At 60.6% G+C, this 20,559-nt stretch carries 20 protein-coding genes and 1 pseudogene; 5 read left to right on the plus strand and 16 right to left on the minus strand.

The genetic code is table 11. From position 1 onward, the window contains the following. Positions 1–59 precede the first annotated feature (59 nt). Positions 60–1,169: a 2-aminoethylphosphonate--pyruvate transaminase gene (locus AC1DRJ_RS07155; RefSeq protein ID WP_477801486.1), complete on the minus strand. Its 1,110-nt coding sequence runs from the start codon at positions 1,167–1,169 to the stop codon at positions 60–62. Positions 1,170–1,278: 109 nt separating this feature from the next. Between AC1DRJ_RS07155 and AC1DRJ_RS07160 the strand changes: the two genes are divergently transcribed. Continuing rightward, positions 1,279–2,139, plus strand: a complete 861-nt coding sequence (locus AC1DRJ_RS07160; protein WP_477801487.1) for a LysR substrate-binding domain-containing protein — start codon at positions 1,279–1,281, stop codon at positions 2,137–2,139. 120 nt (positions 2,140–2,259) lie between these two features. Here the strand turns inward: AC1DRJ_RS07160 and AC1DRJ_RS07165 are convergent, their stop codons facing one another. Beyond that, positions 2,260–3,660 carry a type VI secretion system Vgr family protein gene (locus tag AC1DRJ_RS07165; RefSeq protein WP_477801488.1) on the minus strand — a complete coding sequence of 467 codons (1,401 nt, stop codon included), beginning with the start codon at positions 3,658–3,660 and terminating at the stop codon, positions 2,260–2,262. A 233-nt stretch (positions 3,661–3,893) separates the two neighbouring features. Between AC1DRJ_RS07165 and AC1DRJ_RS07170 the strand changes: the two genes are divergently transcribed. Continuing rightward, positions 3,894–4,601, plus strand: coding sequence for a YebC/PmpR family DNA-binding transcriptional regulator (locus tag AC1DRJ_RS07170; protein ID WP_090185851.1), 708 nt, complete (start codon positions 3,894–3,896; stop codon positions 4,599–4,601). Positions 4,602–4,737: 136 nt separating this feature from the next. Here the strand turns inward: AC1DRJ_RS07170 and AC1DRJ_RS07175 are convergent, their stop codons facing one another. The 9 genes from AC1DRJ_RS07175 to AC1DRJ_RS07215 all read right to left on the minus strand — a co-directional run bounded on the left by AC1DRJ_RS07175 (position 4,738) and on the right by AC1DRJ_RS07215 (position 14,120). Beyond that, positions 4,738–6,051: a protein kinase gene (locus AC1DRJ_RS07175; protein ID WP_477801489.1), complete on the minus strand. Its 1,314-nt coding sequence runs from the start codon at positions 6,049–6,051 to the stop codon at positions 4,738–4,740. 64 nt (positions 6,052–6,115) lie between these two features. Beyond that, the gene (zapE, locus tag AC1DRJ_RS07180; protein WP_477801490.1) at positions 6,116–7,246 is read right to left on the minus strand and encodes a cell division protein ZapE; all 1,131 of its coding nucleotides are present in this window, start codon (positions 7,244–7,246) and stop codon (positions 6,116–6,118) included. Positions 7,247–7,445: 199 nt separating this feature from the next. Continuing rightward, positions 7,446–8,492, minus strand: a complete 1,047-nt coding sequence (locus tag AC1DRJ_RS07185; RefSeq protein WP_477793796.1) for an ABC transporter substrate-binding protein — start codon at positions 8,490–8,492, stop codon at positions 7,446–7,448. An 18-nt stretch (positions 8,493–8,510) separates the two neighbouring features. Next, entirely contained in the window at positions 8,511–9,626 is a 1,116-nt protein-coding gene (locus tag AC1DRJ_RS07190) for an NAD(P)/FAD-dependent oxidoreductase (RefSeq protein WP_477801491.1), read from the minus strand. After that, complete coding sequence (locus AC1DRJ_RS07195; RefSeq protein WP_477801503.1) at positions 9,623–10,978, minus strand: FAD/NAD(P)-dependent oxidoreductase; 1,356 nt, start codon at positions 10,976–10,978, stop codon at positions 9,623–9,625. Before AC1DRJ_RS07195 ends, AC1DRJ_RS07190 begins: the two co-directional genes overlap by 4 nt. Before the next feature lie 157 nt (positions 10,979–11,135). After that, positions 11,136–11,426: a (2Fe-2S)-binding protein gene (locus AC1DRJ_RS07200; protein WP_477801492.1), complete on the minus strand. Its 291-nt coding sequence runs from the start codon at positions 11,424–11,426 to the stop codon at positions 11,136–11,138. Positions 11,427–11,433: 7 nt separating this feature from the next. Next, positions 11,434–12,228, minus strand: coding sequence for an ABC transporter permease (locus AC1DRJ_RS07205; protein ID WP_477801493.1), 795 nt, complete (start codon positions 12,226–12,228; stop codon positions 11,434–11,436). A 6-nt stretch (positions 12,229–12,234) separates the two neighbouring features. Beyond that, a complete protein-coding gene (locus AC1DRJ_RS07210; RefSeq protein ID WP_477801494.1) occupies positions 12,235–13,104 on the minus strand; it encodes an ABC transporter permease in 870 nt (289 codons plus the stop codon). Next, complete coding sequence (locus AC1DRJ_RS07215; protein ID WP_477801495.1) at positions 13,101–14,120, minus strand: ABC transporter ATP-binding protein; 1,020 nt, start codon at positions 14,118–14,120, stop codon at positions 13,101–13,103. Before AC1DRJ_RS07215 ends, AC1DRJ_RS07210 begins: the two co-directional genes overlap by 4 nt. Before the next feature lie 242 nt (positions 14,121–14,362). On the opposite strand from AC1DRJ_RS07215, the gene AC1DRJ_RS07220 reads away from it, so the two are divergent. Then, a complete protein-coding gene (locus tag AC1DRJ_RS07220; protein ID WP_477801496.1) occupies positions 14,363–15,199 on the plus strand; it encodes an IclR family transcriptional regulator in 837 nt (278 codons plus the stop codon). A gap of 86 nt (positions 15,200–15,285) precedes the next feature. Here AC1DRJ_RS07220 and AC1DRJ_RS07225 read toward each other — a convergent pair whose 3' ends face one another. Both AC1DRJ_RS07225 and AC1DRJ_RS07230 read right to left on the minus strand, forming a co-directional pair. Continuing rightward, positions 15,286–16,038 carry an anti-sigma factor family protein gene (locus AC1DRJ_RS07225; RefSeq protein WP_477801497.1) on the minus strand — a complete coding sequence of 251 codons (753 nt, stop codon included), beginning with the start codon at positions 16,036–16,038 and terminating at the stop codon, positions 15,286–15,288. Beyond that, positions 16,035–16,541 carry an RNA polymerase sigma factor gene (locus AC1DRJ_RS07230; protein WP_477801498.1) on the minus strand — a complete coding sequence of 169 codons (507 nt, stop codon included), beginning with the start codon at positions 16,539–16,541 and terminating at the stop codon, positions 16,035–16,037. The genes AC1DRJ_RS07225 and AC1DRJ_RS07230 overlap by 4 nt, the downstream gene beginning before the upstream one ends. Before the next feature lie 157 nt (positions 16,542–16,698). On the opposite strand from AC1DRJ_RS07230, the gene AC1DRJ_RS07235 reads away from it, so the two are divergent. Continuing rightward, the gene (locus tag AC1DRJ_RS07235) at positions 16,699–17,784 is read left to right on the plus strand and encodes a catalase family peroxidase (protein ID WP_477801499.1); all 1,086 of its coding nucleotides are present in this window, start codon (positions 16,699–16,701) and stop codon (positions 17,782–17,784) included. Beyond that, the gene (locus AC1DRJ_RS07240) at positions 17,781–18,326 is read left to right on the plus strand and encodes a cytochrome b (RefSeq protein ID WP_477801500.1); all 546 of its coding nucleotides are present in this window, start codon (positions 17,781–17,783) and stop codon (positions 18,324–18,326) included. Before AC1DRJ_RS07235 ends, AC1DRJ_RS07240 begins: the two co-directional genes overlap by 4 nt. Positions 18,327–18,521: 195 nt before the next feature. Here the strand turns inward: AC1DRJ_RS07240 and AC1DRJ_RS07245 are convergent, their stop codons facing one another. The 3 genes and pseudogenes from AC1DRJ_RS07245 to AC1DRJ_RS07255 all read right to left on the minus strand — a co-directional run. Further along, the gene (locus tag AC1DRJ_RS07245; protein WP_477801501.1) at positions 18,522–19,673 is read right to left on the minus strand and encodes a M14 family metallopeptidase; all 1,152 of its coding nucleotides are present in this window, start codon (positions 19,671–19,673) and stop codon (positions 18,522–18,524) included. 140 nt (positions 19,674–19,813) lie between these two features. Continuing rightward, positions 19,814–20,191, minus strand: a complete 378-nt coding sequence (locus AC1DRJ_RS07250) for a cupin domain-containing protein (RefSeq protein WP_477801502.1) — start codon at positions 20,189–20,191, stop codon at positions 19,814–19,816. A 19-nt stretch (positions 20,192–20,210) separates the two neighbouring features. Further along, positions 20,211–20,559: pseudogene (locus AC1DRJ_RS07255) on the minus strand (N-methylproline demethylase); the annotation flags it as partial.

Genomic DNA, 20,559 nt, shown 5'->3' on the forward strand with positions numbered 1-20,559 from the left:
ATTTCACGACTGCTTCGCAGCCGAACGCAGCCTCGGCAGCTGCTACAGATGGTTGTGAGTCAGATGTCGAGGACTTCCATCTCGCGCAATACGTCGGCGACCGCCGCTACAGCCGCGCGCATTTCGGTCTGATTGACGTGGCCGATGCAGCCGACGCGGAAGGTTTCAACCTGGGTCAATTTGCCGGGGTACAGAACGAACCCCTTGGCCTTGACTCGTTCGTAGAACTCCTTGAACTGGTAACGCGGATCCTTCGGTGCGTGGAACGTGACGATAATCGGTGCCTGAATCGCGGTGGGCAGGAAGCTGCGCAGGCCGAGCTGGGTCATCTCATCGAGCAGCACGTTGCAGTTGTCGGCATAGCGCTGATGACGGGCCGGCAGGCCACCTTCTTCGTTGTATTGCAGCAGGGCTTCGTGAAGCGCCGCGACCACATGGGTCGGCGGGGTGAAGCGCCATTGGCCGGTCTTGGCCATGTAGGTGTGTTGGTCGAACAGGTCCATCGCCAGCGAGCGCGAGTTGCCGGCGGCGTTGGCCAGGGATTCTTTGCGCGCGAAGACGAAACCCATCCCCGGCACGCCCTCCAGGCATTTGCCCGATGCGGCGATCAGTGCATCGAACGGCACCTGTTGCGCATCAATCGGCAGGGCGCCAAAGGAACTCATGGCGTCGATGATCAGGCGTTTGCCGTGTTGGGCAACGACGTCGGCGATTTCCGCCAGCGGGTTGAGGATGCCGGTACTGGTTTCGCAATGAATCAGTGCGACGTGAGTCAGGCTGGGGTCGGCGTGCAGCAGGCGATCGACGTCGGCGGCGGTGGTCGGTTCGTCTTCAGCTGTCTCGAAGATGCTGAAGGAACGACCCAGCACTTCGCAAATTTTCGCCAGGCGTTTGCCGTAGGCGCCGTTGATCAGCACCAGGACTTTGCCGTCGCGGGGCACCAGGGTGCCGATGGCCGCTTCGACCGCGAACGTGCCGCTGCCTTGCAGGGGCACGCAGTGGTGGCTGTCACCGCCGTTGAGGATGGCCAGCAGTTGCTCGCAAAGGCTGGCCGTCAGTTGGTTGAAGCGGTCATCCCATGAGCCCCAGTCCACCATCATTGCCTGGCGGGTGCGGGCCGAGGTGGTCAGTGGCCCGGGGGTGAGCAGGATGGGTTCGGCAGTGCTCATTCACATGTCCTCGCAGTGGATGGGATGAAGTTACGGGGCATAAATTGCAATTTGCCGTGCTATCAATCAAATTGTTTATCGTTATGCCAGCCATCAGTGAGAGTTATTAATGAACCTTTTCCAGCTTCGCGCCTTTGATGCCGTGGCCCGCGACGGCAGCTTCACCCGGGCCGCCGCGCGGTTGTTCATCAGCCAGCCGGCGGTGACTGGGCACATCAAGGCCCTGGAGGAGCATTACCAAATCACCTTGTTGCGCCGCACCGCACGGCGAGTGGAGCTGACGGAAGAGGGCACCAAACTGGCCGCAATCACCAGGGCTATGTTCGGCCTGGCGGAAGAGGCGCAGGTAATGCTCGAAGCGAACCGACAGCTTCTGACCGGGCGCCTGGAAGTGGCGGCAGACGGCCCGCACTTGGTGATGCCGATGCTGGCCAGCCTGCGGGCGCGCTATCCGGGCATCACCGTGAACCTGCGGCTGGGCAATGCCCAGGAAACCTTGGCGGCGTTATTATCCGAGCATGCCGACGTGGCGGTGCTGACCGAGGTTGAACCGCGCAAAGGCCTGCATTTGCAGGCGCTGAGCGAATCGCGGATGTGTGCGTTGGTGCCCCAAGGCCATCCTTGGGCGAAGATGAACAGCGTGAGGCTCAAGGAACTGGATCAGCTGATCATGGTGTTGCGCGAGCCGAGTTCGATGACCCGGCGCACGTTCGATGAAGCCTGCAATCAGGCCAAGGTCAATCCACGGGTGTTGCTGGAGCTTGACAGTCGTGAAGCGGTGACCGAGGCCGTGGCGGCGCAATTGGGGGTGGGGGTGGTGTCATCGGTGGAGGTCAGCCATGACCCACGCGTGGCGGCGGTGCCTATTGTGGGTGAGGGGTTGGTTAACCGGCACATGATCGGGTGCATGCAGCGGCGGCGGGATTTGCGCCTGATTCAGGCGTTTTTTGATTTGGCACCCGTCAGTTAAACCGAGGTGCATTCTTCGCGAGCAGGCTCGCTCCCACCCTGGAATTGCGGCATTCACACAACCCTGTGGGAGCGAGCCTGCTCGCGAAGGGGCCAGACATGGCTACACCCATGTTTCAGGCTAGCGATTGATCAACCAATCCAGCAGCAAACGACCGTCGCGGCGTGATGGGTAAGCGGCACGGGACTTGATCGGGTTGCCCGCGGTGGCACACAACACAGGGCGATCCGGGTCGCTGTCGAGAAAGCTGATGAGCACCTCGGTACCGGCGATGGGCAGCCTGGCAGGATTGATCCAACCGTCCGGCGTGGCAAGGGCCACGGGAAGCCATAGACCGGTGGATTCATCGGCGTCGTCCTCCCGCGTTGGCCACAGCTGTACCTGTATTCGATTTTGCTCATCCAACACTGCCGGTTGCCCGACCGTGCCCAGCACCAAGGCCGTTTGATAACCCGGAATGCTGGGCCGGGGCTGTGTGAACGCGGGCCTGAATTCCGTTGACCATGGTATGGCGGTGAATTGATTGCTGTAGCGTCGAGGACGTTGGTCGACGAGGATTGAAGGCTGTTGCCCCTGGTGTTGGACCTTGGTGATCAGCCACTGATCGTTGAAGCCTGACAGTGGATGCTCCGCCACTTGTACGATGCTTCCACTGCGCAAATCAGCTTGATTGCTTTGGCCTTCAATCTGTCGATGCTGGCAACGCTGACGCTCCAGTTCCCGGCGACTGAGCTGCTCGCGGTGTGCCTGCTCGGGGGAAGGGCGAGCGATCGAAGCGGATGTTCTGGCGAAGGTGTGGTTGGCTGCACCATCACGGGTGGCTTGAGGCCCGCGATTGTGGGCGGTTCGGCGTTCGGGGCGGGCGCACGCATCATGACGCTGGAACAGTTCGTGGATGACCGGTAAAAAAGTCTCGTGACGGGTCTCGGCCTGAAAGGCCAGCAAGAGCGGCTCCTCGGGGAATTTCTGAGTGTCATCGGCCAGTACCAGGACATGCCCATCACGCTGATGTTCAAAGTGATAGTGGATGCCTTCTTCTTCGCAGAGTCGCTGCATCAACATCAGGTCAGTCTCTTCGTATTGAATGCAAAACGGCCGGGGCGGGTAGTGCACGTTGGCCAGTTCCAGGCGATAGCTGGCCTCGGGCAGCGCATTTTCCTGGAACAGTTGACGCAGGATCGCCGGCACGCTGAGTTGATGAAACACCCGACGGCAACGGTGGCGGTCGAGGTTTTGAACATAAGGCACCAACACCAGCTGGTAGCCGATGCGATGCAGGCCGCGATGTTCACGGCTGGCGCTGTGTACAAAGCCGTGAATGCCGCTGTGATCTCCCATGGTCAGAAAGGCCGGTTGTTGCAGTACAGAGTCGAGGTTCATCGCCGGTGCAAGGCCAATGACTTCAATGTCGAATCGATAAGGCTGGTTCAGGCCTTCAGCGCCACTGAACTGCAATACCTGCAGGCTCAATCCGCTGTCGAGGAGGGTCAGGGTATAGAGACTTTCCTTGTCGTTGTGCATCGAACGCGCTTCTGCCATGGAGTACGGACGCGAAGGGTACGAAACCACGCCCCTCAATAGTCACCACAAATCGCTGTTTCAGAATCGCCCTACAAGTACTGGCGAAATTGTCGATCCGTGATGCCGGTCAGTCAGTCCGCATTTTTTGGTCGATTGCCAACTTTAGGCCGTATAAACTTGCGCAACGCGTCGGCCAATAGATGTCTCGGCGCCACAGATCAAGAGAGTGAGTAATGGGCGCACAGTGGAAGGTTAAACACAAAGAAGCGGCATCCAACGCCAAGGGCAAGATTTTCGGCAAACTGGTGAAAGAAATCACCATTGCTGCGCGTAACGGTGCCGATACCGCCACTAACGCACACCTGCGTCTGGTGGTCGAGCAGGCCAAAAAGGCCTCGATGCCCAAGGAAACTCTGGATCGCGCGATCAAGAAAGGCGCGGGTCTGTTGGGCGAAACCGTGCAATACCATCGCGTGACTTACGAAGGCTTCGCACCGCATCAGGTGCCGCTGATCGTTGAATGCGTGACCGATAACATCAATCGCACCGTGGCTGAAATCCGCGTGGCATTCCGCAAGGGCCAGTTGGGTGCTTCGGGCTCGGTGTCGTGGGACTTCAACCATGTCGGCATGATCGAGGCGTCCCCGGACAGCCCGGACGCCGATCCGGAAATGGCCGCGATTGAAGCCGGCGCCCAGGATTTCGAGCCGGGCGAAGAAGAGGGCACGACCCTGTTCCTGACCGAGCCAGCGGACCTGGATGCGGTGCAAAAAGCACTGCCGGAGCAAGGTTTTACGGTGTTGTCGGCGAAACTGGGCTACCAGCCGAAGAACCCGGTCAGCGGTTTGAGCGACGAGCAAATGGCTGAAGTCGAAGCGTTCCTGGAAGGCCTCGACAACCATGATGATGTGCAGGATATGTTTGTTGGTTTGGCGGGTTAAGCATTCCAGCATCGGCGGCTTTGTTGTCTGACAGGCCGCCTTCGCGAGCAAGCCCGCACCCACATTTAACTGAGTTCTGTCTGAAGTACTCGGTCAACTGTGGGAGCTGGCTTGCCAGCGAATGACCGCGCAGCGGTCACCGATCTTGCAGTTCCCGCAAAATCTCACTAAACCCCGGTCGCTTCAGCACCTCTGGATGACAGCAGCGCTCCTGCAACACTTCCAGTTCCATGCGCGCGATATCGCTCAACCCTGAGTCGATGCGTTCCAGCAGTTCCCCCAGCAACACACCAAATGCCCGCACCTCGATCCGTTGCAGCGCTCGGCTTTCAGGGCTGTCGCAGGTGGCGTGGAAAGACGCCGCGCCAAAATCCCCCAGCAGGCAATCACCGTGCTCGTTCCACAGGATGTTGTGGGCATAGAGGTCGCCATGGGTGATGCCTTGACGGTGCAAGTGCTTGGCCACCGAGGCGATGCCATGGGCTATGCGCATCGCCACGCCCGCGCTAAAACGCGTGTCGTCGGTGTAGATGTCGCGGGTGCAGGACGCCAGGCTCGGCAGCGCCGCCAGGTTGCGATAACTCGGATCGATCAGCTGCATGACCAGCCCGGCCTGCTGCTCGGGATGATCGACGATTCGGCCCTCGACCCGGATCAGGTTCGGGTGAAGGCCAGCGGTAATGCAGGCGTTCATTTCGTGCAGGGGTGAACCGTCGCTGGTCATTTCGCCCTTGTAGAGCTTGACCGCAACCGGCATGGCCGGTTGCTCCGGTTGTTCCCATGTGGCCCGATGAATCACGCCCGAAGCACCTTCGCCCAGTTGTTGTTCCAGTCGCAATTGGTCCCAGGGAATCTGGGCCGTGGCTTCCAGCGCAGCCGCATCGGCTTCGTTTTCCAGTGGGTTACCGGCGTACGCCAGCCAAGTCAGGCTGGGTAAGGCCAGCAGCCATTCGGGCAGTTCGCTGAGCTGGTTGGCGGCGATGCGAATCAGCTCGAGCCGATGGCACTGACTGAGGCTGCGGGGCAGGCGCTGCAAGCGGTTGCCGGCGAGCATGAGCTTTTGCAGGTATGGTCGGTCGCCCAGTTCGGTTGGCAGTTCGGTGATGCGGTTGTCGGTCAGGATCAACCAGCGCAGCAACGGTGGCAGCGCGGCGCCAGGGACGGTTTCGATGGCATTGGCCTTGAAGCCGATCATCGTCAGCCCGGCACATTGGCCCAGGCACGCCGGCAGTTCGGTGAACAGGTTGTCGGAGCAAAAAAGTACGCGCAAACGGGTCAGGCGATGCAGGTCATCCGGCAGGCTGCTCAAGGCGTTGCCGCTCAGGTTGAGCACTTCCAGCGAGTCTGCCAGGTCGTAGATTTCACGGGGAAATTCTGTCAGGCCGCAGGCCAGGTCCAGGCGGGTGATGCCAGTCAATTGGCCGGCGCGCAGTTGGGCGAGGGTATCCATGAGCGAGTTCGCTTTTAATCAAGGGGAGGCGGGCGACATGATAGCGGTAAAGCAGGCACGCCTGTCAGGCCGGTGCGCGCACTTCCAGCAGTTGCCCCAAGCGGCTGCGCGTACGCGCCAGATCGATAGCATCGCCGCCCAGGCTTTCACCCAACGATTGCTGACCGAGCAACGTCAGGAGCTTGTCCTGATCGTATAAAACGTCGATCAAATTGATAAAACGCTGTTGCGCGGCGATCGAGCAGTCGGCCAGGTTAGGCAGTTCGTCGATGATCCAGTGATCGAAGCGCCGGCACAGCTCCAGATAATCCATGACCGCCGTGGGGTGATCACACAGATCGGCAAAGGTGAACCCGATGGTCCGTTCTTCGCAGTGTCGCGCTTGAAAATGCCGGGTGCCGACCGGCAGTTGCAAGGGCGGTGAGTCGCGTTCAGGCAGGTTCAACGCCAGGCGTTGCGTCACGCTGCCCGGCCAGATATACCGGCCTTGAGTGAACACCTGCTGCGCATGGGTTCTCATCTGACTGCGATAGTCATGCGGGCCGCCGACTTCCATCACGTGCATGCGGGCGTGGATCAGCTCGATAACCGGTTTGAAACGCGCGTGATAGAGCGGGTTGGGCAACAAGCCTTCCGGTGGATAATTGGACGTCACCAGCAGCAGAATGCCTCGACGGAACAGCGCCTTGAACAACCGTGTGATGAGCATCGCGTCGCCGATGTCATGCACGTGAAACTCGTCGAAACACAGCACCCGGCAATCGCTCAGCAGCTCATCAAGGGTGACTGCCAGCGCATCGGGTTGATCGCGATGGGTGAACATGCCCTGATGCAGTCGGGCAAAGAATTCATGGAAGTGCAGCCGTCGTTTTTCTTCGATCGGGATCGCCTGGAAGAAGCCGTCGAGCAACCAGCTCTTGCCACGTCCGACCGCACCGTGCAAGTAAAGACCGGGGAGCGTTTTCGCCGACTCGCCGAGCAGTGCTGTGGCGTGCTGCGCCATGCAGTCGATCACTCGCTGCTGGCTGTGACTGAGGGTGTAGCCCTGGGCATGGGCCTTTTGGCGGAAGTAATCGTGGACGATTTTACCCGCTGCGACGCCGCTGGCTGGCGCAGCAAGCGTCTTGCCGAAAAGGCCACGCAAGGAAGGCCAGCGTGGTGTCAGTCGCGAACGGTTGGGTGATCGAGCGGCCATTGTCGTGTCAATCCGTAGTCGTCATACCGGCTCCCCGAGCAGCGGCGGCGTAGTGTAACCAGTTGGGTAATTACCCTTCCAGTCATGTCGACGGATGATGCGGATTGTGAGACAGGGATTACAGCCTGTAGCAGCTGTCGAGCACCGCGAGGCTGCGTCCGGCCCTGTAGCAGCTGYCGAGCAGGGTGGGGGCAGTTATCTACCGTTCAATACTGCGATTCCACCGCGCATTCCACGCCGGGCGCTGTTCGTTGACCTGATCCCAATCGATGGCAATTGCCGTTTCCAGGTACTTCTTCATCGCCTCGACCTGGCCGCGAGTCTTGTCGGTGGTCGGGGTGTTCGGGTTGGACGGGATCTGGTCGCCGTCTTCCAGTGCAGCAGCTTGCGCTTCAGGCGTCAGCAAAAATGCGGCGAGTTTTTGCGCCAGTTCCGGCTGGGTGTTGTTGGCGATGGCGCACTCCGCGACGTTGAGCACCACGGCGCCTTCCTTCGGTTGTGCGTATTCGACCGGCATGCCTTTGAGTTTCAGCGCGGTGACCTGAGTGGGCGTCAACGGGAACAGCGCGGCTTCGTCGGTCTGGAGCATCTCGGAAATTTTCGCCGAGCTCGGAATGTATTCCAGCACGTTGCGTCCGACGGTATTCGGCCAGGCTTTGAAACCTGGTTCTACGTCGGTTTCGCTGCCGCCCTGGATCCGGTTGAACATCAGGAAACCGTGCAGGCCGAAGGTCGACGAGGCCACCGACTGGAACACCAGTTTGTCCTTGAAACGCGGGTCGGCCATGTCCATCCACGACGTCGGCGCGCTCCAGCCTTTTTCCTTGAACAACCGCGTGTTGTACGCCAACCCGGTCACGCCCAGGCTCACCGCCACGGCTTGGTCCTTGATCCGCCCCTTGGCGGGAATCTGCGCGAGGGTCGGGCTGTCCTCAAGCTTGTCGCACAGGCCCATGGCGATGGCGCGGTACATGATGCCGTCGTCGAGGAACATCACGTGCATCTGCGGGTTGCCTTTGCTGGCCTGGACCTTGGCCAGAATATCGGCGGAGGTGCCGGGCACGATGACCACTTTGACGTTGTTGGCTTTCTCGAAAACCGGCAATACCTTGTCGGCGTACAACCGCTCCATGGTCCCGCCGTTCATGCCCAGATAAAGCGTCGGCTCGGCATGAGCCTGGGTAACCGTGAGCAGGGCGCTCAGGCATGAAAATCCGAGCAGTGCAGTGCGTTTGAAATGATTCATTGGCGCGACCTTCCTCTTTCAAGCTACGGAGATGGAGTGAAACCGGGTGATGGAAAACGCATCCAGCGACGTCGACGCGGCGCCGTTGCAGATGATCTCGGTGAGCGCCTGGCCCACCGCCGGCCCGATCTGAAAACCCGCGCCGGCAAAGCCGAACGCGTGCAACAGACCGGGTTGAGTACTGCTGTGGCCGATCACCGGTTGGCGGTCGGGCAGATAACCTTCAGTGCCGCTCCAAGTGCGAATCGCCTGGGCGCCTTCAAGAAACGGATAGAGCTCGACGGCCTGGCGCAGGATCTCGATCACTGCCTGTTGGCCGGGGCGAGCGCGGGCACCGTCAAGGGCAAAGCCTTGGCCGCCGCCGAGCACACAATTGCCACGAGCGACCTGACGGGCATAAATGCCGCCGCCTTCGACGCCGGTGCTGGCATTCATCACCAGTGGCAACGGCTCGGTGACCAGCATCGCCGGGTGCCCTGCGTGCATGGGCACCGCTTCGCCGAAGTGCTCGGCAAGGCTGCCGGCCCAGGCGCCGGCGCAGTTCAGCAGCCATGGCGCGTGCAGTTCGAGACCGTTTTGGGTGCTGACCCGAAAGCGCTGGCCGTCGTGCTCCACGGAAGAGACCGCGGATTGTTCATGAATCTGAGCACCCTGGTGACGGGCCGCTTGGGCGAAGGCGGGGGAGACCAGTCGCGGGTTTGCGTGACCATCGTCGGGGCAAAACGAAGCGCCGACGGCGACGTCGCCGACCCAAGGAAAACGTGCGCGCAATTCACCGCGATCAAGGACCTGCAAATCAAGGCCGAAACCCAGGCTGCTGGCGGCGTAGTCCTGCAAGGCGCGCAAGTCGTCGAGGCTGCGCGCGAGCTTCAAATGACCGCTGCGCTGATATTCACCGTCAATGCCAATTAACTGTGGCAGTTGTCCCCAAATCTCGTGGGCCCGTTGCGACAAGGGTAATTGCGACAGCGGCCGACCCTGACGCCGTACGCCGCCATAGTTCACGCCGCTGGAATGTGAACCGCAAAAATCTCGCTCCACCAACGCCACACGACGTCCGGCTTTGCTGAGAAACAGGGCGGCCGAGGCACCGACAATGCCACCGCCGATAATGATGGCGTCAACTTCGATCACGATTCGATCTCCAGGCCAAACGGCAGCGGCTTGATCGGTGCCTGTGCGCGCAGTCGACCGATCTGCGATACGTCACGCCGGCTTTCGCAGGCAATGATTTCTGCGGCGCCGGCACCGCACATCCGCCCCTGGCAGCGGCCCATGCCAACGCGGCAATGAGCTTTGACCCGGTTGATTTCCCAGTGACCCTCGCGCACCACCTGACGGATATCACCGGCGCTCACTTCTTCGCAGCGGCAGATCATCACGTCGTCAGTGGTTTTGACTGCCCAGTTTTCAGGGAAGACGAAGGCCTGTTCCAGCCCTTTGCGAAAGGTGTTTACCCGGGTGAGGGATTGTTCCAGTTGAATGCCGCGCTGCGGGGCAATCAGGTAGCCGCTGTCTTCGAGCAAGGTCAACGCAGCCCGTTCACCGGCCATTTCCGCTGCATCAGCGCCCATGATTCCGGCACCGTCACCGGCCAGATACACCTCGGCGACACTGCTGTGCCCGGCGCTGTCACGTTGCGGAAGCCAGGCGCGGTTGAGCGGGTTCCAGGCAAATTCACAGCCCAGCAAATCGGCGAGTTGGGTTTCACTGCGCAGGCCATGGGCGAAAGCGACTGCGTCGCACGCAAGTTGATGTTCTCCCTTGGCATCGGACCAGTTGAGCGACTGCACGCGATGTTCGCCATTGATGCGTTGCAAGGTGGCGCCCTGATGCACCGGGATGCCGTGAGCAGTCAACCAACTGCGGTAATAAATGCCTTTGGCCAGCGTGGCCGGTTGCGAGAGCAAGCCGGGCAGGGCGCGAACCTGGGCACTGAACGGCGAACTGTCGAGTACCGCGACCACCTTCGCACCGGCCTTGGCGTATTGATACGCGACCAGATACAGCAACGGACCGCTGCCGGCGAACACCACGCGTTCCCCGATGGCGCAGCCTTGGAACTTCAGGGCGATCTGGGCCGCGCCGAGGCTGTACACGCCCGGCAGCGTCCAGCCTTGCACCGGCAGAATCCGGTCAGTGGCGCCCGTAGCGACGATTACCCGGGAGTACTCAATCCGTGCGGCGCGCCCTTCATGCAACGTGTCGAGTGCGCCGCTCTCGGCGTTCCACACCAGGGTCTCGGGCCGATAGTCGAGCTGTTCACGCAATGTATCGAGGGTCTGATGCAACGCCTTGGCCTTGGCCGCTTCGAAGCCATACAATTTGACCGCAGAACGCTTGAAGTTGGCCGGCTGGCGCCGATAAATCTGCCCGCCACCGCGCGCGGCTTCATCCAGCAACACCGGGCGAACGCCATGCGCCACCAGCGTCTGCGCCGCCCGAATCCCGGCGGGACCGGCGCCGATGATGACCACAGGCTTCATAGCGACGCCCATTTAGCTGACCAGCGCTGAATCCTTGTGGGAGCCAGCCTGCTGGCGATGACGGTTGCACATTTAAAGTTGATGCTGGCTGACACTCCGCAATCGCGAGCAGGCTCGCTCCCACAGGGGATTCGGTTGCGGCAGATTGAAGAGGTGTTCATAGGCAACGCCCCGGTTCGCGGGTTATTTGGTGGTCGCTCTCAAGCAGCGTCGAACACGCGCGCACACGCCGGCCATCGCCCAGACGGACCCAGCAGTCCTGACACGCCCCCATCAGGCAGAATCCGGCGCGGGGTTCGGCGCTGAAGTCGCTGCCGCGCAGGTGGTCGCTGCAGGTCAGCACCGCGGTCAGCACCGTGTCGCCGAGCAGGGCGGTGGCCGGTTGGCCGTCAAGGGTAAAGTTCACGGCCGGGCGGTCGCCCTCGGCCAGTCGTTTCAGCAAAGCCATGGCGACCTCATTGTTTTCCAACCAGCACCCGATCAAGGCCGTAGACCCGATCAAGCAGAATCATGGTCAGCGCGGTCAGCGCGATCACCAGGGCCGACACCGCAGCCATCATCGGATCGATGGATTCGGTGGCGTACACGTACATGCGCACCGGCAGGGTTTGCGTGGCCGGCGAGGTGACGAAAATCGACAGCGTGACTTCGTCAAAACTGTTAATGAACGCCAGCAACCAACCCCCCGCGACCCCCGGCAGAATCATCGGCAAGGTGATTTCCCGGAACAGCGTGAAGCGTCCGGCGCCGAGGGATTGCGCGGCATGTTCGGCGCTACGATCCAGGCCAATGGCCGACGCCAACACCAGTCGCAGCACATAGGGTGTGATCACCAGCACATGGGCGAAAATCAGCCAGGTGAAGCTGCCGTTGACCCCCATCAGCGCAAACAGACGCAGCAAGGCAACGCCCAGCACCAGGTGCGGAATGATGATGGGCGACAGGAACAGACCGTTGAAAAAACCCCGTCCCGGAAACTCGTAACGGGTGATCGCCAACGCCGCAGGCACCGCAATCAGGGTCGCCAGACTGGCGGCGCAGAACGCCAGGACCAAACTGTTGTAGAACGCATCGACAAAGTCGGCGCGCTCGAAGACTGCACGGAACCAGCGCAGGGAAAACTCCGTGGTCGGCAGGCTCAGGGTATTTTCCGGGGTGAATGCGACGAGGCACACCACCACCAGCGGCGCGAGCATGAACAGCACCACCAGGGCATGGAACAGCAGGGCGAAAGGACCGTTCTTGGACATGACGAGTTATCCCAATGACTTCTTGTAGCGGCCTTCGATCATCCGGTTCCACGACAGCATGATCAGCAGGTTGAGCAACAGCAGCGCCACGGCAATCGCCGCGCCCATCGGCCAGTTGAGCTCCGACAGGTACTGGTCGTAGATCAGCGTGGCGACCATTTTCAGGCGACGCCCACCCAGTAGGCCGGGGATGGCAAACGAGCTGGCGGCCAGGCCGAACACGATCAAGGTGCCCGACAGCACGCCCGGCATAATCTGCGGCAGAACCACCTGGCGCATCACCGTGAAGTGACTGGCGCCGAGGGACATCGCCGCTTGTTCAGCGGCCGGGTCGAGTTTCTGCAATGAGGTCCAGACCGGAATAATCATGAACGGCAGCATCACGTGAACCAGCGCTATCACCACCGCGAACGGCGTGTACAACAGCTTCATCGGCGAACCGCCGAAGGCTTGCAGGGTTTGATTGACCAGGCCGTCGGCGCCGAGCAACAGGCTCCAGCCGAAGGCACGCACCACCACCGAAATCAGCAGCGGTGTGAGGATCAAAATCAAAAAGATCGAACGCCATGGCGCGCCCATGCGGCTGAGGATGTAGGCCTCGGGCACACCGATGACCACGCACAGCAGGGTGGTCAGGCCGCTGATCCACATCGTGCGCAGAAAGATCTCGTAGAAGTACGGGTCGCCCAGCAAGCTGCTGTAATGACTGAGGGTATAGGCGTCGCTATTGATCCCCGAGCTGTAGTCGAAGACGTTGAACGACAACACCAGCGTCAGCAGCAACGGGATGGCCAGCAGGCTGACGTACAACGCCAGGGCCGGTGCCGACAACAAGTAGCCCTGACGTCCCTGGCGAACGGCGGCCAACGTACTCATGCCGACACCTCGTCGACACTCAGCACCCGCAACAATGTCGCATCCCAGTCGAGACCGACTGCCGTGCCTTCGTTCAGTGGTGTCGAACCGTCGTTGCGGCGCACCACGCTGATGTCGCCCAGGGTCGTGGAGACGCCATACAACCATTGGCTGCCGAGGAAGAAGCGACTGGCGATCTTGCCTTGCAGGCGCCCTTTATCTTTCTCGCGCAGATCGATTTTTTCCGGGCGCAGGCTCAGGGTCAGGTCACCGCCACTGCGCACTTGCACCACGCCCGCGCTGTCACGCTCGCCGGGCAGCAGGTTGGCTTTGCCGACGAAACCGGAAATGAACTCGGTGCGCGGATGTTCGTAAAGGGTGTAAGGCGCGTCGATTTGCGTGATGCGCCCGGCCTGCATCACCACCACGCGGTCGCTGATGGACAGCGCTTCGGATTGGTCGTGGGTGACCATCAGCGTGGTGATCCCGACTTCGCGCTGAATGCGGCGGATCTCGAATTGCATTTCTTCGCGCAGGTTGGCGTCGAGGTTGGACAGCGGCTCGTCGAGCAGCAACACCGGTGGCTCGATCACCAACGCCCGGGCCAGTGCCACACGTTGGCGCTGACCACCTGAAAGCTCGCGTGGATAACGCTCGGCATGTTGATCCAGACGCACCAGTTTCAGCACCCGAGCCACGCGCTGTTGCAACTCGGCGGCGGGCACTTTGCGCATCCGCAGGCCGAAGGCGATGTTGTCCTTGACGGTCATGTGCGGGAACAGCGCGTAGCTCTGGAACACCACGCCCAGGCCACGGCTGGCGGGTTTGGCATGGGTGATGTCGCGGCCGTCGAGCAGGATGCGACCGCTGGTGACTTCAACGAAGCCGGCGATCATTTGCAGAGTGGTGGTTTTGCCGCATCCGGACGGACCGAGCAAGGACACGAACTCGCCTTTCTCCACCGAGAGGTTGGTAGCCACGACGGCGTCGATTTCACCGTAACGTTTGCCGAGTCCTTCAAGTTGCACAAAAGCCATGACTGCGCTCCACCTGAGATTGTTATGCGTCACCCGAAGGCGCGCTTTTTTGTATGGGCAGATACGAAAAGGTCTTGCTGGGTGCGTTGGCGCTCGACTGGAGTCGGCTGCCGCTGTTGTTCGAATCGCCCCTGTGGACGCAGATTAGGACGAAGACTAGGATGGGCTCAATGGCCTATTTCACTGAAGCGATGACTATTTTCAAATTCATTCAGTGAGTAAATTAATTATCTGGAAATTACATGTCTGATTCCACTGAGCGGAATGAAAGCAAAAATGAAGTCGGTGTCGGTGCGGTCTCCCGCTTGTTTGCCGTGCTGCGCAGCCTCGGTGACACCGTCGAGGGCGGGGAGCGCGTGACGCAACTGGCGCAGCGCATCGGCTTGTCGCAACCGACCACGCACCGTTTGTTGCGCAGCCTGATGGACGAGGGCATGGTCGAGCAGGATGTGCGCAGCAAGCGCTATCGCCTGAGCCTGGATTTTTTTGCCTTGGCAGCGCGTGCGGGCAATACCGCAAACCTGCGCGAACTGGTGCGGCCGTCGCTGCTGCGGCTATCGGCTTCGTTGGGCGACTCGTTGTTTTTACTGGCGCGCAGTGGTTTCGACGCGATCTGCCTGGACCGCAGCGAAGGGCCGTTTCCGATCCGCACGTTCACCGGCGATATCGGTGGGCGAGTGGCGCTGGGCGTGGGTCAGGGCAGCCTGGCGATTCTGGCGTTTCTGCCGGAAGAGGAGCGTGACACGGTGATTCGCTACAACTTGCCGCGACTCAAGGATTTCCATCTTTACGACGAAGTGTTCCTGCGCTCGGAGGTCGAGAACGTGCGCTCGCTGGGTTATGCCGGGCGCAACACCGGTGTGCTGCAAGGGATGGCCGGGGTGGCGGTACCGATTCTGGATCGAGAGGGACGGGCGGTGGCGGCGTTAAGTGTGGCGACGGTCAGTGATCGGCTTGGACCGGATCGATTGCCGACGGTGGTGGAAAYGCTCAAGCGTGAAGCCGCGATGATCGGGCCGCGCATAAATCCCTTCGATCCGCTGCTGCGCCGGCCTTCGCAGGTGTTTGGGCAGGGCTGAATACAAACTACAAGTAATCGCAGAACCCCCTTTGAGTGAGACCGGCAAGCCGGTCTCACTCCCACAAGGGAACCCCAGTGGTGTGGTCAGAACTGTGCGGTGTGCTTGAGCATCTGCGCCGTCGGCGTGTCGCTCGGGCTGACCATCGCATAGTTGTAGCCGCTGCCGGACCAGTACTCGGCCTGCAGTTCGCCATCGCTGCGACTGCCTCGTGGCAGGAAAATGTTTTTCGGTCCCGGTGGCCGCACGTAGAAGCTGATCTTGTGCCCGCCCTGATCCTCATAAACCACCATCGCCGCCGGCCCTTGTTCGGTGCTGAGCAAACGACCGCTGACCGGTTTGAAGCCTGCGCCTGACAGGTCCGGCAGGCGATTGGCGTGGGTGAAGTAACGGTCGAGCCAACCCTGCATGTCGCCGTCGTCGCTGACTTTGTAATCAGCCGGCAGGATGCCTTGCTGGGCGATCAGGCGATAAGCCTGCAGGGCATCGGTCATCGGCAGCGGGGGGCTGGGCAGGGTCAACTGGCGCGCTTGCCAGCCGCTCAATCCACCGAAGCTGACGGCGATCAACAGCACCGCCGCGCTGGCCAGATGACGGCGGGACTGGTGTTTGAGGCGTTGGCGAATCAGCGCCGGGTCAAGCTCCTGATTGACCGGTTGTTGCAAGGCACCGCTCAGCGCCGCGCGTAATTGTTGAGCGTCCTGCTGCCAGGCGCGTACTTGCGCGGCCGCTTCAGGGTTGTTTTCCAAGTACGTTTTCACCAGACGTCGGTCGCCGTCGTTGAGTTGGTGATCGACGTAAGCGTGCAGGTCACGCTCGCTCGGGGGCATGCTGATCATTTGAGTATCCGCAAAGAAGGGCTGGTGATTTCGCCGTCGCTGAGCAGGCGCAGGGCTTGGCGGGCGCGGGACAGGCGGGACATCACGGTGCCGGTGGGGACGTCGAGAATCTCGGCGACCTCTTTATAACTCAAGCCTTCCACCGATACCCAAAGCAGCAGCGCGCGCTGTTCGGTGGTGAGTTGATCGAAGGCTTGCAGCGTTGATTGGGCAATCACCGTGCGTTCGACCGACGGCTGTGCGTCGTCACGCCCGGTAAAGAATTCGAGCATTCGCGCGTAGCGCCGGGTGCGGCGGTGAGCATCCAGGAACTGCCGGTACAGAATCGAAAACAACCAGGCGCGCAAGTCGCCTTCGGGGCGTTTGTCAGCCCAACTCGATAGTGCTCGCTCCAGGCTCGATTGCACCAAATCGTCGGCACTGCTGGGATTGCGCGTCAGCGAAACGGCGAAACGGCGCAGCCTGGGAATGATTTCTCTGAGTTGTTCGTCGATATCGTTCATGAAGTTCTGGCTAGTCACTACGCTGGGACTAGAAAGACGCCCGGCATTCGAGGTTATTCCACGCCTGCAAAAATAAACACCCGGCGATGGAATAAAGCGCAGTGGGGTACGTCTGCTTGACTCTTCTCACCTGTGGCCGATGGCCCTGGAGTTATTCATGGTAGATCGCTCATCACCGCCCACCCGGCCACCGCTGAGTGCCGCAAGCCTGACACTGCGATTGACCGGCATTGCGGTAGTGGTCGCCGCGCTGGCGGGTGCATTTGCCTACGTCAACGGCACACTCGACCCTCAGCGCCTCACGCCAACAGCACTGATCAATGTGCTGGAAAAGAACAACGGCGTGCACCCGGGTTTCCGCCGTAACCACGCCAAAGGCGTGTGCGTGATCGGCCATTTCGAAAGCACCGCTGAGGCGCGCAGCTATTCCAGTGCCCAAGTGTTCAGCGAAGCCCAGACTCCGGTGGTCGGGCGACTTGCCTTGCCCCCCGGCAACCCTTACGCACCCGATAGCGCCGTGCCGATTCGCAGCATGGCGTTGCGATTTACCCAGGCCAACGGCCAGCAGTGGCGCACCGGGATGAACAGCATGCCGGTGTTCCCGGTGGGCACCCCTGAGGCGTTCTATCAGTTGCAGCAAGCCCAGTCGCCGGATCCTGCCACTGGCAAACCCAACCCGGCGGCGGTTCCGGCATTCTTCGGTGCTCATCCGGAATCTGCGCCGTTCCTGGCCTGGATCAAAACCGCCAAGCCCTCGGCCAGCTATGCGACGGAGACCTACAACAGCGTCAACGCGTTTTACCTGGTGAACGCCGCCGGTCAACGCCAGGCAGTGCGTTGGAACATGGTGCCGGTGGCGCAGGATGCAGCGGGTGCGACAGCACCCGAAGGCAGTGATTTTCTTGAGAAAGACCTGGTTCAGCGACTGGCGGCCGGGCCGTTGCGCTGGCAGTTGATGATCACGCTGGCGAACCCGGAGGATCCGGTCAACGACGCCAGCAAGGCCTGGCCAAGCGGTCGCAAAGTGCTGAATGCCGGCACCTTGGTCCTTGAGCGCACCCAGCCACAACTCAATGGCGAATGCCGTGACATCAATTACGATCCGCTCGTGCTGCCCAGCGGCATTGAAGGTTCCGACGACCCGTTGCTCGCTACACGCTCAGCCGGTTACGCCAATTCTTACCTGCGCCGCACCAGTGAAGTCAGTCAGTTGCCCGCCGCTAAACAGGAGGCTCAACAATGAGCGCTCAACCGAACCATTTCGCGCCGTTGGCGCGGCTGCTGCATTGGCTGATGGCGCTGATGATCATTGCGATGCTGTTTGTCGGCGCTGGGATGGTGGCCTCGGTGTCAGAGCGCCATGAGTGGTTGATCCATCTGCACAAGCCTTTGGGCGTCGCGATTTTGCTGCTGGTGATTGTTCGTTTGTTCGTACGCTTTTCCACCCGACAGCCACCCTTGCCGGCGGATCTGCCGAGCTGGCAGGCACTGGCGGCCAAGGCCTCGCACGTCTTGCTGTATGTTTTGATGTTGGTGTTGCCGTTGCTCGGTTGGGCAATGATGTCGGCAGCGGGCGACCCGGTGATGATCAGCAACTCGTTCCAGTTGCCGTCGATCCTCCCGGCCAATGCACAGGTGTTCGCGTTCCTGCGCAAGGCGCATGGGTATCTGGCGTATCTGCTGTTTCTCACCGTGCTGCTGCACCTGGCGGCGGCATTGTTTCACGGTTGGGTGCGGCGAGATGAGGTGCTGGACAGCATGTTGCGGGGCAAGGATCGCAGCTGATCCTTGTAGCAGTTAGCGAAGGTTGCGTTTGGCTCATGTAGCAGCTGGCGAAGCCTGCGTCCGGCTGCGAAGCAGTCGTAAAATCGGACACCTCGGTCTTCCAGGTCAACCGAGGAGCTTGATAGACGGCTGCTGCGCAGCCGGACGCAGGCTTCGCCAGCTGCTACATGAGCCGGATGTACGGGGGGCGGTCGATCAGCGCAGGGTGTCGACCATGTCGGCGATAGTGGTCAACACGTCTTTGCCCAATTGCTTCGAACGCTTGCCGGACCAGCCCGTGAGCGCATTCGGTGAATCGTTGTTGTCCTTGAACGGCATCTCCAGGGTTAACGACAGGCAGTTGAATTTCTGACCGACGCTGTTGCAGGCCAGGGTCATGTTGGCTTTTCCCGGTTCGTCGCGGGTGTAGCCGTGCCTGGTCTGGAAATCCTTGGTCAGGTGTTTCAGATGGCTGCGGAAATGCTCTTCGAGTTTTTCGATTCGCGGCGTATAGCCCGGGTTACCTTCGCAGCCGGCGGTGAACACGTAAGGGATTTCTTCATCACCGTGGACGTCGAGGAACAGGTCGACGCCATACTTTTCCATCTGCTGTTGAGCGAACAGCACTTCCGGGCTGATCTCCAGGCTGGCGCTCTGCCAGGCGCGGTTCAGGTCCTGACCCATGGCGTTGGTGCGCAGGTGACCATGGAAGGCCCCGTCCGGGTTCATGTTCGGAATCAGGTACAGGTCGGCACTGGCCAGAAGTTTGTTCAACACCGGGTCGTCGTGTTTTTCCAGGCGTTCGATCACGCCTTCCATGAACCACTCGGCCATGTGTTCGCCGGGGTGTTGCTGAGCAATGATCCAGACCTTGCGTCGACCTTCGGCGCCCGTGCCCTTGCGCAGCAGCTGGATGTCTCGACCTTCAACACTCTTGCCGGTTGCCAGCAGTTCGGTGCCGGCCTTGGTCAGGGCCTGTTCAATCAGCCAGTCGTGACGGCCACGGCCGTAAGGTTCGAAATAGGCAAACCAGGCGTGAGTGGCGGTGGCTTCAAGGCTGAAGCGCAAACAGTCGCCTTCGAAGATGGTGGGTACGCGGAACCAGTTGACGTGGTCGTAGGAGGCAACGGCCTGATAACCGTCCCAGGCTTTGTTGTACGAAGACTTGCTGGCGTTGTTCAGGCGAAACCAATGTTCCTGACCGACGTGCAGACCGCTGGCCTTGAAGTGGAACCATTGAAAATGCTGGCTGCGAGTATCAGGTTTGATGGCCAGCAACGCTTGAAGCGGATTGCTGATGTCCAGCACTTCAATGTTACCGCTGTCAAAGTTTGCACTGATGTCGAAGGAAGATTTGGCCACGCTCATAGTCGGTTCCTGAATATGATTTTTATGGCTGTTACTTTACACGCTGGAAAGGGATTAGGCGGCTGGAAAAAATCACCAGGCGCTATAGGTTGCCGTTACGCCATTCACCCGGAACATCGAGTTGCGGTGAAGTGAAACCTTCACCAGCGTGTATAGATCACCATCAGGACTGCCCCCTGCACCGAGCCCGCACTGTGTGCCGCGTTCGGCGCGCGGCAACAATAGTCGCCGACGTTCAGTGTGCGGTCCTGATCGTAGAAGGAACCTTGCAATACGAACAGTTGCTCCAGCTCGCCTTCATGGGTATGACTGGCGACATGGGCGCCAGGGTCGACTTTCATCAACAGCGTTTTTTCGCCGCGCTCGCTGTCCTCGAAAAGGGGTTTGATCCAGAAGCCTTCAGCCTTTGTCGGCAACCAGTCATCCATCGAGGAGGCGTAATAGAGAGAGCCTTCGACCGGTCCCTGGATGCCGTTTTTCCCGGCAATTCTCCATGAAGGTGTTTCATCGCTTGGCATGTTTTTCACCTGGGTTGGTTTACAAGTCCTTGACCAGTCGCAAGGCATCGTAGATCGCGGCGTGGGTATTGCGCGCAGCCACGGCATCGCCGATGCGAAATAACTGGAATCGGCCGTCCGGGTTGGTCACCACTTGTTGTGGGTTGCCGACGATCAGGTCCTGATGTTCAACCACACCGCCGTTGCTGGAAGCGGATTTCAATTCGAAATACAGTTCGTCCAGCGGTCGGGTGCCGTGGTTGACCACCACTTGATCGACGCGTCGAACCTTGCGCGCATTGCCGTAATCGCTGTCGATCGTGGCCAGCAAATCCAGCCCCTCGCGCTCGACGGCAAGCAGCCGGAAGGTGACGGTGAAGGTGGTATCC

The organism is Pseudomonas sp. P5_B2 (assembly GCF_056400445.1).

Bases quoted from the DNA above. Each gene is read 5' to 3' on its own strand.
- zapE (WP_477801490.1), bottom strand. From the start codon at position 7,246: ATGGCCGCTCGATCACCCAACCGTTCGCGACTGACACCACGCTGGCCT.
- AC1DRJ_RS07195 (WP_477801503.1), bottom strand. From the start codon at position 10,978: ATGAAGCCTGTGGTCATCATCGGCGCCGGTCCCGCCGGGATTCGGGCG.
- AC1DRJ_RS07165 (WP_477801488.1), bottom strand. From the start codon at position 3,660: ATGCACAACGACAAGGAAAGTCTCTATACCCTGACCCTCCTCGACAGC.
- AC1DRJ_RS07215 (WP_477801495.1), bottom strand. From the start codon at position 14,120: ATGGCTTTTGTGCAACTTGAAGGACTCGGCAAACGTTACGGTGAAATC.
- AC1DRJ_RS07185 (WP_477793796.1), bottom strand. From the start codon at position 8,492: ATGAATCATTTCAAACGCACTGCACTGCTCGGATTTTCATGCCTGAGC.
- AC1DRJ_RS07160 (WP_477801487.1), top strand. From the start codon at position 1,279: ATGAACCTTTTCCAGCTTCGCGCCTTTGATGCCGTGGCCCGCGACGGC.
- AC1DRJ_RS07225 (WP_477801497.1), bottom strand. From the start codon at position 16,038: ATGATCAGCATGCCCCCGAGCGAGCGTGACCTGCACGCTTACGTCGAT.
- AC1DRJ_RS07210 (WP_477801494.1), bottom strand. From the start codon at position 13,104: ATGAGTACGTTGGCCGCCGTTCGCCAGGGACGTCAGGGCTACTTGTTG.
- AC1DRJ_RS07155 (WP_477801486.1), bottom strand. From the start codon at position 1,169: ATGAGCACTGCCGAACCCATCCTGCTCACCCCCGGGCCACTGACCACC.
- AC1DRJ_RS07245 (WP_477801501.1), bottom strand. From the start codon at position 19,673: ATGAGCGTGGCCAAATCTTCCTTCGACATCAGTGCAAACTTTGACAGC.
- AC1DRJ_RS07200 (WP_477801492.1), bottom strand. From the start codon at position 11,426: ATGGCTTTGCTGAAACGACTGGCCGAGGGCGACCGCCCGGCCGTGAAC.
- AC1DRJ_RS07250 (WP_477801502.1), bottom strand. From the start codon at position 20,191: ATGCCAAGCGATGAAACACCTTCATGGAGAATTGCCGGGAAAAACGGC.
- AC1DRJ_RS07205 (WP_477801493.1), bottom strand. From the start codon at position 12,228: ATGTCCAAGAACGGTCCTTTCGCCCTGCTGTTCCATGCCCTGGTGGTG.
- AC1DRJ_RS07240 (WP_477801500.1), top strand. From the start codon at position 17,781: ATGAGCGCTCAACCGAACCATTTCGCGCCGTTGGCGCGGCTGCTGCAT.
- AC1DRJ_RS07175 (WP_477801489.1), bottom strand. From the start codon at position 6,051: ATGGATACCCTCGCCCAACTGCGCGCCGGCCAATTGACTGGCATCACC.
- AC1DRJ_RS07235 (WP_477801499.1), top strand. From the start codon at position 16,699: ATGGTAGATCGCTCATCACCGCCCACCCGGCCACCGCTGAGTGCCGCA.
- AC1DRJ_RS07230 (WP_477801498.1), bottom strand. From the start codon at position 16,541: ATGAACGATATCGACGAACAACTCAGAGAAATCATTCCCAGGCTGCGC.
- AC1DRJ_RS07170 (WP_090185851.1), top strand. From the start codon at position 3,894: ATGGGCGCACAGTGGAAGGTTAAACACAAAGAAGCGGCATCCAACGCC.